Annotated in this window: 11 protein-coding genes; 10 read left to right on the plus strand and 1 reads right to left on the minus strand. The window is 38.6% G+C overall.

Going from position 1 to position 14,737, the window contains the following annotated elements; genetic code table 11:
* Positions 1 to 186: 186 nt before the first annotated feature.
* Positions 187 to 2,187, minus strand: a complete 2,001-nt coding sequence (locus tag HMPREF1040_RS03740; RefSeq protein WP_007392595.1) for a TonB-dependent siderophore receptor — start codon at positions 2,185 to 2,187, stop codon at positions 187 to 189.
* A gap of 349 nt (positions 2,188 to 2,536) precedes the next feature.
* Here HMPREF1040_RS03740 and HMPREF1040_RS03745 point away from each other — a divergent pair, with 349 nt between their 5' ends.
* From HMPREF1040_RS03745 to HMPREF1040_RS03790, 10 genes are all read left to right on the plus strand, one after another.
* Positions 2,537 to 4,063 (plus strand): cobyric acid synthase, encoded by a 1,527-nt coding sequence (locus HMPREF1040_RS03745; RefSeq protein WP_007392594.1) that lies wholly within the window; start codon positions 2,537 to 2,539, stop codon positions 4,061 to 4,063.
* A gap of 1 nt (position 4,064) precedes the next feature.
* A complete protein-coding gene (gene cbiB / locus HMPREF1040_RS03750) occupies positions 4,065 to 5,003 on the plus strand; it encodes an adenosylcobinamide-phosphate synthase CbiB (protein WP_007392585.1) in 939 nt (312 codons plus the stop codon).
* A gap of 290 nt (positions 5,004 to 5,293) precedes the next feature.
* Positions 5,294 to 6,373, plus strand: a complete 1,080-nt coding sequence (locus HMPREF1040_RS03755; protein WP_007392583.1) for a histidinol-phosphate transaminase — start codon at positions 5,294 to 5,296, stop codon at positions 6,371 to 6,373.
* Between the two features lie 187 nt (positions 6,374 to 6,560).
* Entirely contained in the window at positions 6,561 to 7,883 is a 1,323-nt protein-coding gene (brnQ, locus tag HMPREF1040_RS03760; protein ID WP_007392577.1) for a branched-chain amino acid transport system II carrier protein, read from the plus strand.
* A gap of 73 nt (positions 7,884 to 7,956) precedes the next feature.
* Positions 7,957 to 9,345 (plus strand): amino acid permease, encoded by a 1,389-nt coding sequence (locus HMPREF1040_RS03765; protein ID WP_007392602.1) that lies wholly within the window; start codon positions 7,957 to 7,959, stop codon positions 9,343 to 9,345.
* Between the two features lie 165 nt (positions 9,346 to 9,510).
* Positions 9,511 to 10,548, plus strand: coding sequence for a rod shape-determining protein (locus HMPREF1040_RS03770; protein WP_007392578.1), 1,038 nt, complete (start codon positions 9,511 to 9,513; stop codon positions 10,546 to 10,548).
* A gap of 2 nt (positions 10,549 to 10,550) precedes the next feature.
* A complete protein-coding gene (gene mreC, locus HMPREF1040_RS03775) occupies positions 10,551 to 11,471 on the plus strand; it encodes a rod shape-determining protein MreC (protein ID WP_007392616.1) in 921 nt (306 codons plus the stop codon).
* Complete coding sequence (gene mreD, locus HMPREF1040_RS03780; RefSeq protein WP_007392593.1) at positions 11,468 to 11,977, plus strand: rod shape-determining protein MreD; 510 nt, start codon at positions 11,468 to 11,470, stop codon at positions 11,975 to 11,977. The genes mreC and mreD overlap by 4 nt, the downstream gene beginning before the upstream one ends.
* Before the next feature lie 19 nt (positions 11,978 to 11,996).
* Positions 11,997 to 13,814, plus strand: coding sequence for a penicillin-binding protein 2 (mrdA, locus tag HMPREF1040_RS03785; protein WP_007392619.1), 1,818 nt, complete (start codon positions 11,997 to 11,999; stop codon positions 13,812 to 13,814).
* 31 nt (positions 13,815 to 13,845) lie between these two features.
* A complete protein-coding gene (locus HMPREF1040_RS03790; protein WP_007392586.1) occupies positions 13,846 to 14,733 on the plus strand; it encodes an AAA family ATPase in 888 nt (295 codons plus the stop codon).
* Positions 14,734 to 14,737 lie beyond the last annotated feature (4 nt).

Genomic DNA, 14,737 nt, shown 5'->3' on the forward strand with positions numbered 1-14,737 from the left:
GCAAGGGAATACATATAGAGCGAATGTAGGGGAAGTTAGTAATGTAGAAAAGACAGAAAGTGACGGATGGTTACGTCGTTTTCTGTCTTGTCTTTTGGTAAGATATTATGAATAAGATGACGTTTTTAGTAAGATGTATGTAACATAAGGTGTTGAATTAAAAAAATATATGGTTGTCTGGTTAGTTTATAATTTCCATGTCGCATTAACACGATATTCTCGCCCCAAGATGGATAAGTCAGTAAGTTTAGTTTGGAAGAGGTTGTCAATCCCGGCATACAGGGAGAAACGATTATTCCATGTTTTATGCATTCCTATATTGAATTGAGGATAGGAATAGAGTTTGTTATTTTGATGGATAGCGTATAAATAATTTTTGGTATATCGACCCATTAGCGTAATGTGGAAGGGATTTTTGTGATGATCATGATATTGAATGAGGATAGAAGCAACTTCTTCAGCTCGATTATGTAAGCGGTGTTTGCTTTTGGCGTCAATGGCATCATTCCAGTTATATTGCAATTTTCCTGTCCAGTGTTCGGAAATTTTGGTGCCTATTTCTATTTCGATACCATTGATTTGGGCAGCATTTATATTTTGATATTTGTAGGCATTTTTTATAGGATGAGAAAAATCAAAATCAATGAGATTTGAGATATGATTATTAAAATATGTCATTTTAATAAAAGAAGTACCATTTTGTCCTTCTAAACTAATGTCATAGCTAATGGAATATTCGGGTTTTAAATCAGGATTTCCTAATAAATAAAATCCGTGATGGAAAAAGTTCATATGTAATTCGCTTACCGTCGGTGCTTTGAATCCTTTGCCAACATTTGCTTTTATTTTCCACATAGGAGTAACATTATAAGTTAATCCTAATTTAGGAATTATTACATTGCCAAAATTATGGTTATGTTCATAACGCAAAGAAGGGAATAACCATAACTGATCACTTATTTTGTATATGTCTTCGACATATAAGGCATGGGAAAAATTGGTGAATTCATTTTCCGCTTTTTTTAGAGCAGCGGTTGGCATGCCTACTGACGAAACGGTTTGTGGATTACCAATGCGTGTGCTTTTTTGGAATTGTTTTTTGACTTCAAATCCGATAGTAAGATTATGGTTATCGCCGATAAAGGTTGTGTTTTTCCCTTCTAAAACAGATGTTGTATAAGTTGATGTGTCCGTGTCTTGTAATACTTTAAAATTATTAGGGGCTTGCGGTGAAGCGGCGAAGTCACGTTGATGTTTATGTAAGGTATTCGTATAGGCACGTAATACGTATTCATTATTATTTGTTTTTCCAGAAAAGCGGATAGATAGACTGTTTTGGGAGTTATCAAATAATTGCTTGGTATTTATAAATCCTTTATGGGGATAGCGAATGTCTTTGAACGTGCGACTATTTAAGGTAAGAGCACTCTCCATTCGCCATAAGGAAAGATCGAATTGTTGGTTTTTATGATGGGGCAAATGATAACTTCCCTTTAGGCAGTAGTTACGTCTGATGCCACTTGCTTCAGCAGGATTATTGGCTTTTAATTGATTTTCGACATGCCAATCAAGCGTGCATAAGAAGGTTCCTGTAGTACCAAAGTTAGTATGAAGGGAGCTCATGGTCCGTTTGGTTCCAGCTCCATATGATAGGATAGTTTTAGATTTTTGGTTTGATTGCTTGGTAATAATATTAATAATACCACCAATAGCATCGGATCCGTATAATGAACTGCCTGTACCGCGTACGATTTCAATGCGGTCAATTTCAGATATATTGATTCGTTGTAGTACTTTTGTATTTGCTAGTTGTGGTGTATCTTCCCCGGAAATACGTTCACCATCAATGAGAAATAGGGTATGGGAGGAGGATAGTCCTCGGATTTGTAGGGCTGTACCATGATTAGAACGGGAGGTATCTACACCGAACGTATAGGCAAAGATATCTGTAACATTTGTCGCACCTAGTTTTTCTATGTCTTTAGCAGTAATAACTTCGACAGATTGTGATACGAGTCGTATATTTTCTTTTGTTTTGGTAGCTGTGATGACGATATCTTTTGTTAATGCACCAGAAGGAGGATGGGGCATACTTGCTTGGACTGATGTAGTAAATGTTGAGGTGGCGAGTACACTTAAGGTACTTAATATGGCAAGACGTGCGATAATTCTTTTTTGTTGTAACATGTTTTTCCCTCTTTCATAAGATATTAATTATCGTTATCATAATATCAAAATATGAATATAAATGCAATATAAAAATAGAAAATAGTTTTTCTTGTATAATGAAAAAATGATAATACATGCCGTTTAAAGCTGATTATTTGTTGAAAAAAGAAAATAAATATATGAATAATATTACATATGAATAAGCATACATATGCATAAATGCTCATGTGAAAATAAAATCATATGAGTAAGAGGTGTAAGGGAAAAATAATACTATAAAAAATTGTCTGGAGTAAGATGAGTTCTTATCATTTCCAATTTCATGTGTTATACTATACCACAGAAAAAGATGTAGGAGGCGGCATATATGGCATCGTGTATTATGCTCCAAGGAACAGCTTCGCATGTAGGAAAAAGCATTCTTACAACGGCATTATGCCGTATTTTTTTGCAAAAGGGAAGGCATGTTGTACCATTTAAAGCACAAAATATGTCTTTAAATTCATATGTTACAATAGATGGAAAAGAAATGGGACGGGCACAAGTAGCACAAGCAGAAGCGGCGGGTTTGTTACCCGACGTAGATATGAATCCAGTGTTACTTAAACCTACGGGAAATGCTACTTCACAAGTGATTATCCATGGTCTGGCAAGGGGAATTATGTCGGCCCGTGATTATCACAAAAAGTATGCATTACATGCTTTTTCAGCAGTGCAAGATTCGTTACTGCGGCTACAAGCTGCGTTTGATACGATTGTCATCGAAGGTGCTGGTAGTCCAGCAGAAGTTAATTTAAAAGATCAAGATATTGTCAATATGCGTGTGGCTAAATATTTACAGGCTCCTGTGTTGTTGATTGCAGATATTGATCGTGGCGGAGCTTTGGCGAGTATTGTAGGGACATTGGAGTTATTAGAACCAGATGAGCGGGCATTAATACAGGGGTTGATTATCAATAAATTTCGTGGAGATGTATCATTATTTACACCGGCGATAGACTTTTTAGAGCAGAAAACGAATAAACCCGTATTAGGGGTAATTCCTTTTTTAGAAAATCTCGGCATAGAGGAAGAAGATTCGGTGAGTTTAGAAGATGTATCTCTTTGCCCTAAAGCGGATAAGCATATTCATATAGCGGTGATAAGGCTTCCTAAAATATCCAATTTCACAGATTTTTCTGCTTTTTCAATTGAGCCAGATGTGCAAGTGTTTTATACACAAGAGGCAGCGCATTTATTCCAAGCTGATTTGATTATTATTCCAGGAAGCAAGAATACGGCAGAAGATCTACAGTGGCTTCACCGGCATCGGCTGGACATAGCTTTACAACAGGCATTGGCGAAGCAAATCCCGATTATCGGTATTTGCGGAGGATATCAAATGTTGGGTGAGAAGATTGTTGATCCTAAAAGAACTGAATCAGAGGTAGGGTGTATTGATGGATTAGGAATTTTACCAATTACTACGACGTTTTGTACACAAAAAAAGATGGCACAAGTAAGAGGAATTTGTAGATCCTTTCCATTTCTTGAAAAAGCGTTGCCGCAGCAATGCGTACAGGGATATGAAATTCATCATGGGCAATCATATACGGATAAATTTGATGCAACGTTGATTACGCTTGATCTACAGCAAACACAGAAGCCCTATATCGTAGGTATGGCACGAGCTGATGGAATGGTGTGGGGGACGTATTTGCATGGAATTTTTGATGAAGATGGTTTTCGACGTAATTTATTGAATGAACTTAGGCAGCGAAAGGGATTTATGCGGCTGCCTTTAACTCGATCATATCGCGTAGAAAAAGAAAGAGCATATGATAGATTGGCTATGCATGTTAGAACGTATCTTCAGATGGATAAGATCTATCGCATTATGGCTGGAGGCATGTAGAATGGTTGTTATAGTAGCTGGAATAATCGATTGGTTGGTAGGAGATCCGCAATCGCCGTTTCATCCAGTAGCATGCATTGGGTATATCATTGCAAAAGTTGAAAAATATGTCTATCCTTTGCAGCGGTCACCCAAAGAACAGATAGTGTTAGGCGGGATCGGTACGGCCTTGGTATTGTTGATTATAGGAAATATTATTATGTGGGGAGAAGTGCTTTTATACCACTGGTTACCGCTGTATGTTCGCTATCTTGTAGAGGCGTTTATTTTATCGTTTACGATTTGTCCGCGGAGTTTAGCAAAGGCGGCTCGGGATGTGCAAATGGCGTTACAGTATAACCATCTTCAACGGGCAAGATATTATGTCAGTCATATTGTTGGACGAGATACTAAACAGCTCACAGCGTGTGAAATCGTACGTGCTACGGTGGAAACGGTAGCAGAGAATACGATAGATGGCATTATATCACCGCTCTTTTTTTATTTGTTATTTGGGATTCCTGGAGCAGTGTTGTATAGGACCGTTAATACGTTGGATTCTATGTGGGGATATAAAAATGAACGATTTTTATATTTTGGGCGAGTTGCAGCACGACTTGATGATATAGGTAATTATATTCCTGCTAGACTGACTTTTTTGCTTTTAGTGGTAGTTTCATGGGTTGTCCATTTGGATAGCAAAGGAGCATGGTGTATAGGCTGGCGTGACGCTAACAAACACCCTAGTCCTAATGGTGGATGGGCTGAAGCAACCGTAGCTGGTGCTTTGCATGTGCAATTAGGTGGCTATAATTCGTATTTTGGTAAGGTATCATTTCGTGCGTATATGGGCGATGCTTCAGAAATGCTAGCACCAAAACATATTACAAAAGCGATACAATTAATGTATGGAAGTACAGGGATTATGATTGCTGCCGTAGCCTTATTTCGTATTTTTTAAGTAAGAAAACGGAATTTGTAAAAAATATAGATTTATTGTGATATATATAATATAAATAAAAATTTTATGGAAAGTATTGCATTATTTGTAAATAGTGGTATTATAATAAACATGATATGCACCTTATATAGGTGAACGGTGATTTTATGCGTGTCGGAAAGAACACGCATAAAATTTTAACTTATTTAAGGAACTTTTGTTGCACCCAAAGGAACAATATGTGCTTTATAGTGGGTGTAATGAAGATAAGGATATCATGATTAGTATTAGTAGGTTGGATTGGAGGTGAGATGATGGAACGATTTGAACATGGTGGCAATATTTACTCTCCGTCAGCGTTGGGGGCATGGTTAGATTTTAGTGCTAATATTAATCCATTAGGTTTATCGCCGGCAGTACAGAAAAGTTTACATGAACATATAGAAAAGGTGGTGGTGTATCCTGATCCGCATATGCGTGCCTTGATTTCAAGTATAGCCGAGCAGTACCGCATTCCGGAAGAACAGATATTTCCTGGAAATGGAGCAGCTGAACTTTTTTATTTATATTTTCATGTATATCGACCAAAACGAGTCGTGTTACCAGTCCCTTCTTTTTCAGAATATGAAAGAGCGGCTTATTCTGTGTCAAGTCAGGTTACGTATATATATAGCAAGCCTCAGGAAGACTTTGCGTTTCCTTTTGAGGAAGTTATGACCGCATGTCCCTATGCGGATTGTGTGATTATTGGAAATCCTAATAATCCGACGGGGACTTTGTTAGATAAAGAACGATTGACTCAGTTAATTTGTTACGCTCATGAATACCAAACTGATATCATGATAGATGAATCGTTTTTGGAATTTATGACCGAAGCAGACGCTTATACGGTGCGTGATTTGGTATCATGTTATGATAACTTGATTGTCATTCAGTCATTGACCAAGTTATATGCGTTACCGGGCTTGCGTTTAGGTTTTGCCATAGTATCACCACAACGAAGTAAGGAAATGGCAGCACATACGGATGCTTGGCATGTGAATATATTAGCTCAGTATGCAGGTGTGGCGGCATTGCAAGAAACGGTGTATCGAGAGGAATCGCGGCGAATTATATCCAGTGAAAAGCAATGGCTATTTCATCAATTAACGGATGAATTAGGGTTTGATGTAGTTTTTCCCTCGGTTAATTTTTTATTATTTAATACGCGTAAGCAAGGAATAACGGCCGAAGCATTAAGGGTAGCGTTGCGTGAGCAAGGTATTTTAATTCGTAATTGTGAAGCCTATGAAGGATTAGATCGATATTATAGTCGTATTGCCGTTAAATTACGTAGTCAGAACGAAAGATTGGTGAAGAAACTAAAAGATATTATAGATAATAGAATATAGAGAAAACGCCTAACAGCATTGTACTTGATTGATAAAAGAAAATAAATTAAACGAAGTTTCATAAAATTTTGATATAAATTTCATAAAAACCTTTTCTTTTTAAATTAATGTGGTATAATACTTATAAACAATTCTACGTTTAAGAAATGCATTTTTAATGCAAAAATGCTGTTAGGAGGATGAGAGTATGGGTGAGAAGAAAAGAAGTAGAACTGTAGCAATTGGATTGATGTTGTTTGCACTGTTTTTTGGGGCAGGAAATTTGATTTTTCCAGCGTCAATGGGGCAACATGCAGGGACTAACGTCTGGTGGGCTGTGTTAGGTTTTGTATTTACTGGTGTAGGTTTACCTTTATTAGGTGTATTAGCTATGGGGTATTCGGGCTGTAAGAATTTACAAGAATTAGCGAGTCGTGTACATCCTAAGTTTGGTCTGTTTTTCACGGTATTATCTTTTATTACTATTGGACCAGCTTTTGCAACACCTCGAACGGGCAGCGTATCTTATGAAATTGCTGTTCGGCCGTTTTTGGCAAATGGTGGTAGTGACTTGTCGATGATTGGCTTTTTAGTACTTTTTTTTGTTATTTCTTTTTGGTTATCTGCATCGCCTCAAAAACTGGTTGATCGTATTGGAAAAATATTAACACCGAGTTTATTAATTGCCATTGTTATTTTAATTATTAAATCGTTTATTACACCATTGGGTGTACCCGTAATGCCAACGGCAGAATTTGCAACTCCCTCTATTGCCACGTTACAAGGCTTTTTAGATGGATATAATACAATGGATGCTATTGCATCGTTAGTATTCGCTATTTTGGTTATTGAATTTTTGATGGAAGATGGCGTTACCGAGTCTAGGCAAATTACAAAAGAAGTGTTTAAATCTGGTTTTGTTGCAGTATTTTTCTTAGCTGTAGTATATATTTTTGTAGCTAAGATCGGTGCAGATAGTGTTACCGTGTTTGGTATCCAAAGTACAGGAGCACCAGTATTATCGTTGAGCGCAATGCATTTGTTTGGTAATGTAGGAGCGATTTTATTAGCGATTATCGTATTATTAGCTTGTTTATCCACTAGTATTGGCTTGATTACTTCATGTGCTGCTTATTTCCACGGTTTGTTTTCTGGAATTAGCTATCGCAAATGGGTTACATTGTTCTCGGTTGTATCATTTTTAGTTGCTTTGTTTGGTTTAAAAACGATTATTGTAGCAGCTATTCCCGTATTGATGTTTATTTACCCGATCGTAGTAGTTCTGATTCTTTTAACTTTCTTACATAACTTATTTGATGGACGGCAATGTGTGTATGCTTGGACTATTGGATTAACGCTGATAACAGCATTGATTAATGGCACACAGACTGCTCATATTTCCTTAGGACCTGTTGACTCTTTCTTTAATTCGGTAGTACCATTTCATGCACTTGGCATGAGTTGGGTATGCTTTGCTGCTATTGGTTTCATTATAGGATTGCTATGGAAAGTGGCGAAAAAGTCAGCTTAGTTAGTAGATAATAGTAAGGTTAAAGAACTCTCATCTTTTGAGAGTTCTTTTTTATTTTTATGGAGGTGGTTATATGCATATATTTCGATGCAAATCATATGAGCGATTGATGGAAGAGGCAAAAGACAATCAACATTTATTGAAAGCCTTAGGGGCACTTGATATTACGTTGTTAGGGTTAGGCATTATTATTGGTACGGGTATTTTTGTTTTGACTGGTATCGGTGCAGCTGAATATGCGGGGCCGGGGTTGATGTTGTCGTTCGTACTTGCGGCTGTTACGTGTGCCTTTATTTGTTTGGCTTATGCAGAGTTGGCTTCATTTTTACCAGCTGCAGGGAGTACGTATACCTATGCTTATTCTTCTTTAGGTGAGCTGTTTGGCTGGTGGGTTGGCTGGAGCCTGATCTTAGAATATTCTGTTGGTGCTAGTGCGGTAGCTGGAGGCTGGTCTGCTTATTTTTCTGGTATTTTACATGCAGCTGGATTAGATTTACCCAGACAATTAATTATGGTGCCAGCGGAAGGCGGATGGGTTAATTTACCCGCTGTGCTTATTGTAGTCGTATCTACGGCATTGCTTATATTTGGAGTGCAGGCGAGTGCCAAAATTAATCGCTTATTGGTATTTATCAAATTAGGGACTATTTTTCTTTTCCTCTTTTTGGCAGCACCTCATATTAATCCTTTGCATTGGAAACCGTTTTTACCTTTTGGTGTAAAAGGAGTTGTGGCAGGGACGGCTGTATTGTTTTTTGCTTACTTGGGTGTAGATGCATTGGCAACAACGGCAGAAGAGGCTAAAAATCCTAAACGCGATATGCCTATAGGAATTCTTTCGGCATTGCTTTTATGTACTATATTGTATATTGCCGTATGTGCAGTGATGACTGGTGTTGTACCTTATCCACAATTAGATACGGCTGCACCCGCTTCTTTTGTCTTAGAATATATAGGATTACGTTTTGGTTCTGCTATTGTGGGCACGGGAGCTATATGCGGTTTGTCAACGGTTATTTTAGGCATGCTTTTTGCCCAGAGCCGTGCGTTGTATGCGATGAGTCGGGATGGGCTTATTCCAATGCGATTATACAAGGTACATCCACGATTTCGTTCGCCTTATATCATTCAATTACTCGTTGGGGGAGTTGTCGCTATCATTACGGGCTTTACGCCCATTCATATAGTGGCAGAAGTATGTAGTGCCGGTACGATCTTTGCCTTTTTATGTGCGTGCGTAGGAATTTTGATTTTGCGTAAACGGTATCCCGATAAACCACGTGGATTCCGTTGCCCTGCTGTGAAGGTGATTGCTCCATTGGGATTTATTTTTTGTGGTTTCATTTTTTCACAATTATCTAGTTGTACGATGATATTATTTTGCGTATGGACGCTAATTGGTTTTGTCGTATATGGGTTATATGGATATCGTCATAGTGAGTTGAGAAAAGAAGAACAATAATTTATTTATAATTGGTTAGATATGTATTTAACACGGCTTATATAGATATATAAGCCGTGTTTTTTGTCGCTTTGCGGCAGAAGGGAAACGGGGTTTATACTTTAAAATTCATAGTAATTATGCTACAATATAAAAACATTAGGATAGATAAGTGGGGGGATTTTTATGGCTGTTTTTTTTTCACCTCTAACGAAAAATATAGGGATTGACTTGGGAACATGTACAACGAATGTCTGGGTAGAAAGTCGTGGGGTAGTATGGTCGGAACCATCTATTGTAGTTATTCGTGAAGGCATACCCATTCAAATTGCTGTGGGTAATGCGGCCGAACGGTTATTAGCAAAAACTGAAGGTACGGCAAAAATACAGTACCCTTTAGATAATGGGACTATTTCAGATTATCAAGTAACTTGTGATATGCTGGGGTATTTATTGAATAAATGTGTGCGCAGTGTGCAACAATTACGGATTATGGTAGGCATTTCGGCAGGTGCGTCAAACGTGGAAAAAAGAGCAGTAATGGAAGCCTTGTATCAAGTGGGGGCGAAAGAAGCACTTTTGATTGATACGGGAGTAGCCGCTGCATTAAGTGTGTCGCAAGTAAGTACAGAAAGCAGTACTATGGTTATTGATATGGGCGGAGGCACAACGAATGTGGCATTGATTGCTTTTGGAGGAATTGTCTTTTCTACATCAATACATCAAGGAAGTTTAGTTTATAATCAAGTAATTCGTGAATATTTGCGTTCTCGTTATGATATAGGTGTGGATGAGCAGACAATTGAAGCAATCAAAAAATATTGTGGTACTGCCGTATTACCGATTGAAAATAAATCCTTTGAATTTGTCGGCCGGAAGTTAGATAGTGGGCGTCAGAGTAAGTTATCCATTACGACATCTGAATTGTATCCTGTTATCGGTCGGCCTTTACAAAAAATTGCAACTTTAGTGCGGCAAGTATTACAAGAAATACCACCTGAGTTGATTGCTGATATTATGGTAAATGGGATTGCGTTAACTGGTGGTGGTGCTAATTTAGTTGGGGTGGATACTTTTTTTGCTCAATTATTAGGCCTGCCTGTTAGGGTTGTCGATGAACCAGAATTGGCGGTCATTCGAGGAATTGGTATTGCGTGGCAAGAACGAGAATATGTTAGTGCATGTATTGAAGATACATCATGTGTTTATAAAAGGAGATTGTAACAGTGTTTGTGTTCGGTAAACGTAGTATTATTGTAATTTGTATTATGTTTATAGTGATGGTAGTTATGGGATGGGCGTGGAGAACGAGGGAATCATTGCCTTTTATTACACGTCCATTTCAACTGATAGCGACACCGATAGAGTCCGTAAGCAGTCGGATGGTAGCAGCGATTTCTTCGGTCACGCATATTGTTCAAATTAGTTTGAAAAATCGCATTGAATGGGAAGCACTGGAATCTCAAAATGCGACATTGCAAAAAAAGAGTATTCATTACGATGAAGTTGTAGCGGAAAATAAACGATTAAAAGAGTTGCTTGATTTTCGCGATTCTCATCCATCATATCAATTAGTGGCAGCTGCAGTTATTTCACGGGATTATGGTACATGGAGTAATACGATGATGATTAACGTGGGAAGTCGGCATGGCATAACCAAGAATATGCCGGTTGTCACACCTAAGGGAATTGTAGGCGTTGTAGTTGATGTGTATCGTGATTCTTCGCGTGTTCAATTATTAACGGATCCGCGTACGAGTATTGGGGCGATTGTACAACGTGCTGAATCTCGTGTTTCGTCGGTTGTTCGTGGTAATGGAAACATACCAACGGAACCACAATTTGTGAATATTGCTAAAGATGCAGATATTTTAGTCGGAGATACCTTGGTTACCTCTGGCTTTAGTTCTATTTATCCTAAGGGGATTCCCATTGGTACGATTGTTTCTATTCATCAACGTGATTCTGATTTTGTGAAGTATGCCGTTATACGTCCCGCTGTGGATTTTTCACGTTTGGAAGAAGTGTTTGTTATTGTGCAAGCAACGATGGAGATCTCTACCGAAGTGCCTCAGGTGGAACCGAAATTAGTGCCACAGACACAACGTGATAAGGTAGAAGGGGTGAAGGGGGCAGCGGCCTTATGAAAATAAAAAGAACCATAGGTGTAGCTTTGCTTTTTTTCTTGCTACAAAGTGTCTTCATTCCTTTGTTTTGCAATGGTGTAACACAGCCTAATATTATCTTTTTGGCCGTACTTACGATGGCGTTGCAATATGGGAAACGGGCTGGGGTACTTACGGCTCTTTTAGGTGGATTTATCCATGATGTTGTAATTAGTAATTTTTTTGGTATTCATATTGTCGTCTATGTCATTATTGCTTGGATATGTGGTTATTTGGGCAAATCATTGGATGAAAAATATGGACTTATTACATGGTTAATTGCTTTAGGTGCGACGGAATTAAGTTTGTTATTGAATAGTGTCGTATTAATATTGGCAGGGCAATATGTGAATATTCTGGTTTATGTTTGGGAATTTAGTGTTCCCATGTTAATTTATAGCGGTATTTTTGTGGTTCCTGTCGCATATGTTATAGGGACGTTAAGGGATACAGAAGTGATGTACCCGTATCGTTCTTTGTACCACTGATACATGGAGGAAGAATGGAATGCTCCAAGCATTAATGAAAAAAAAGCGAGATAATGGCCGCTTTCGTTATTTATATTGGATATATATAGCGGTATTTGTGGTATTGTTGGTTCGTTTAATATATTTGCAATTGATTGCGGGTTCGTACTATCATTCGTTAGCAGAGGGAAATCGATTACGGGCGATTCCGTTGGCTGCAATGCGTGGTGTGATGTATGATCGGAATGGACAAATATTAGTCGCTTCACGACCAGGATTTATGGTTACGTATGTACCTACGGAACAGCGGATATCAGAAACGGAAATACAACAATTAGCTCAATTATTAGACATACCTGAAGAGACGTTACGGGTAAAATTTAAGAAAAAAGCTAGTACCTATTTACCGACCGTATTAGCAACTGATTTAACACAAGATGTGGTGACGCGTGTTGAAGAACGGCGTAATGATTTGCCGGGGATATCTGTTGATGTGCAGCCGATACGTTATTATCCATATAATGAAATGGCGGCACAGGTTTTAGGGTATGTGGGGCAAATTGACGAAAATGATATGAAACGCCTTGAAGGGCAAGATGGGATTACGACGGTTACGCAAATTGGACGGGCTGGATTAGAAGCGTATTATGATGATATTTTACGAGGTAAAGATGGTGCGCGGCAAGTGGAAGTAGATGCAACGGGACGGCCTGTAAAGGAAATGGAACGAAAGAATCCTATGGCAGGACGGAATATGCATTTGACATTAGACTTATATTTGCAGCAAGCGGCAGAACGAGCAATGGATGCACAATTAGCTAATGGTATTGGTGTTAATGGTATTGCCGTGGTCGCTATGGATCCGAATACGGGAGCTATCTTAGCTATGGCTAGTCGTCCTTCCTATAATCCGAATTGGTTTACTCGTGGTATAACTGCAGCTGAATGGAAACAAATTAATACGAATCCTAATCATCCTATGGAAAATCGGGTTATTACGGGGCAGTATCCACCTGGATCAACGTTTAAATTAGTTACAGGTGCTGCTGCTTTAGAGTTAAAAAAAGTTACATCTGGCGAAATGATTTTTGATAGTGGGCGACATTGGCTTATCGATAAACGGAATGCTGGTGGTGAAGCGTTGGGCTGGATTAATTTTAAAACGGCCTTAGCAAAATCCGATAATGTTTATTTTTATGAAATGGGACGTCGTGTAGGTATTGATAAATTATCTGAGTATGCACGAATGTTTGGCTTAGGTGAAAAAACGGGCATTGCTTTATATGGCGAATCAAAAGGGGTAGTAGCCAGTGCAGAATACAAGAAAAAGGTATTTAAGCAAGGCTGGTATTTAGGAGATACCTTTAATTCAGCAATTGGACAAGGATTTCAATTAGTTACACCGTTACAAGCGGCTATGCTCGTTAGCGAAGTGGCTAATGGGGGGATTCGGTATCGTCCATTTTTGGTGAGCCGGATTGATAATTTGGATGGTACGCCTTATAAAATATTTGCACCAGAACAGATTGGCTCTTTGTCCATTTCTAAATCAACCCTTGATTTGATTCGTGAAGGTATGCGGAATGTGGCAGAAGAAAATGGTACGGCCGGATATTTATTTGCTAATTTCCCCATCCCGGTTGCAGGTAAGACAGGAACGGCTGAAAATTATAGTGGTCGTGATCATGGGTGGTTTGTAGCGTATGCCCCGTATGATCATCCTCGTATTGTTATCGCCGTTTTAACAGAACAAGGCGGATATGGTTCTTCATCGTCTGGACCAATTGTCAAATCAATGTTAGAAGCTTATTTTCATGTAGGTGCTTATGCACCAGATAAACAAGATACGCATATGTAAGAATATATTGAATAGTATAGGAGGAAAGCATATGGCTATGATTATAGCCCTGGCCTCGGGGAAGGGTGGGGTAGGAAAAACAGCTTTGACGGCAGCTTTATCCTTGGCTCTTTGCAAGAAGGGCAAACAAGTACTTGCGGTAGATGCGGATATGGGATTGCGCAATCTTGATTTAATGTTTGGTGTGCAAGATGAAGTGTTTTATGATTTAGGCGATATTTTAAAACAGCGTTGTCGGGTGAAAGATGCGATCATTTCTATTGAACCTGGATTAGACTTTTTAGCGGCCAGTCAAAAACATACATGGGAAAAAATAGATGCAGCGACTTTTCAATTTTGGGTAGATAAGCTATCGAAAAAATATGATTATGTGTTGATTGATAGTCCGCCAGGACGGGGATATGCATACCGGGAAGCTACGGCTATTGCGGATCAGATCTTTTTTATCGTAGCACCTACGTGGACATCTTTACGTGATGTGGCACGGGTAACACAGTATTGTAGAAAACATAAAAAATTTAATTATAGCGTGATTTTAAATAATTTTTCTCGAATTTCCGGTTATACGCTTTCTGTTTCTGATGCATTAGATTCGTTACAAGTGGAATCATTGGCAGGGATTCTCCCTCATGATAAGGTTGTGGAAAAAGCGTTATATGAAGGTAGCATAGACATATTGCTTGATAGTGCATTTGGGCGGGCCTTGCAACAGACGGTGCGTTTTATTGCAGAAGGAAAAGATATCGCCGAGGAAGAAATACGAGAATGGCTAGTTACGGATGATGAAACTGCGTTGGGACAAGAAGCATATAGTAGTGTGTCGCCAGTGGCACGAAAATCGCCTAGGTATGCTGATTTTCATTCATCTATTACTAGACGACGTATGCAATCTCAAGGATGGCGACGATATCGACGATAGGAGT

This window comes from Megasphaera sp. UPII 135-E, assembly GCF_000221545.1.
GTDB lineage: Bacteria > Bacillota > Negativicutes > Veillonellales > Megasphaeraceae > Megasphaera > Megasphaera hutchinsoni.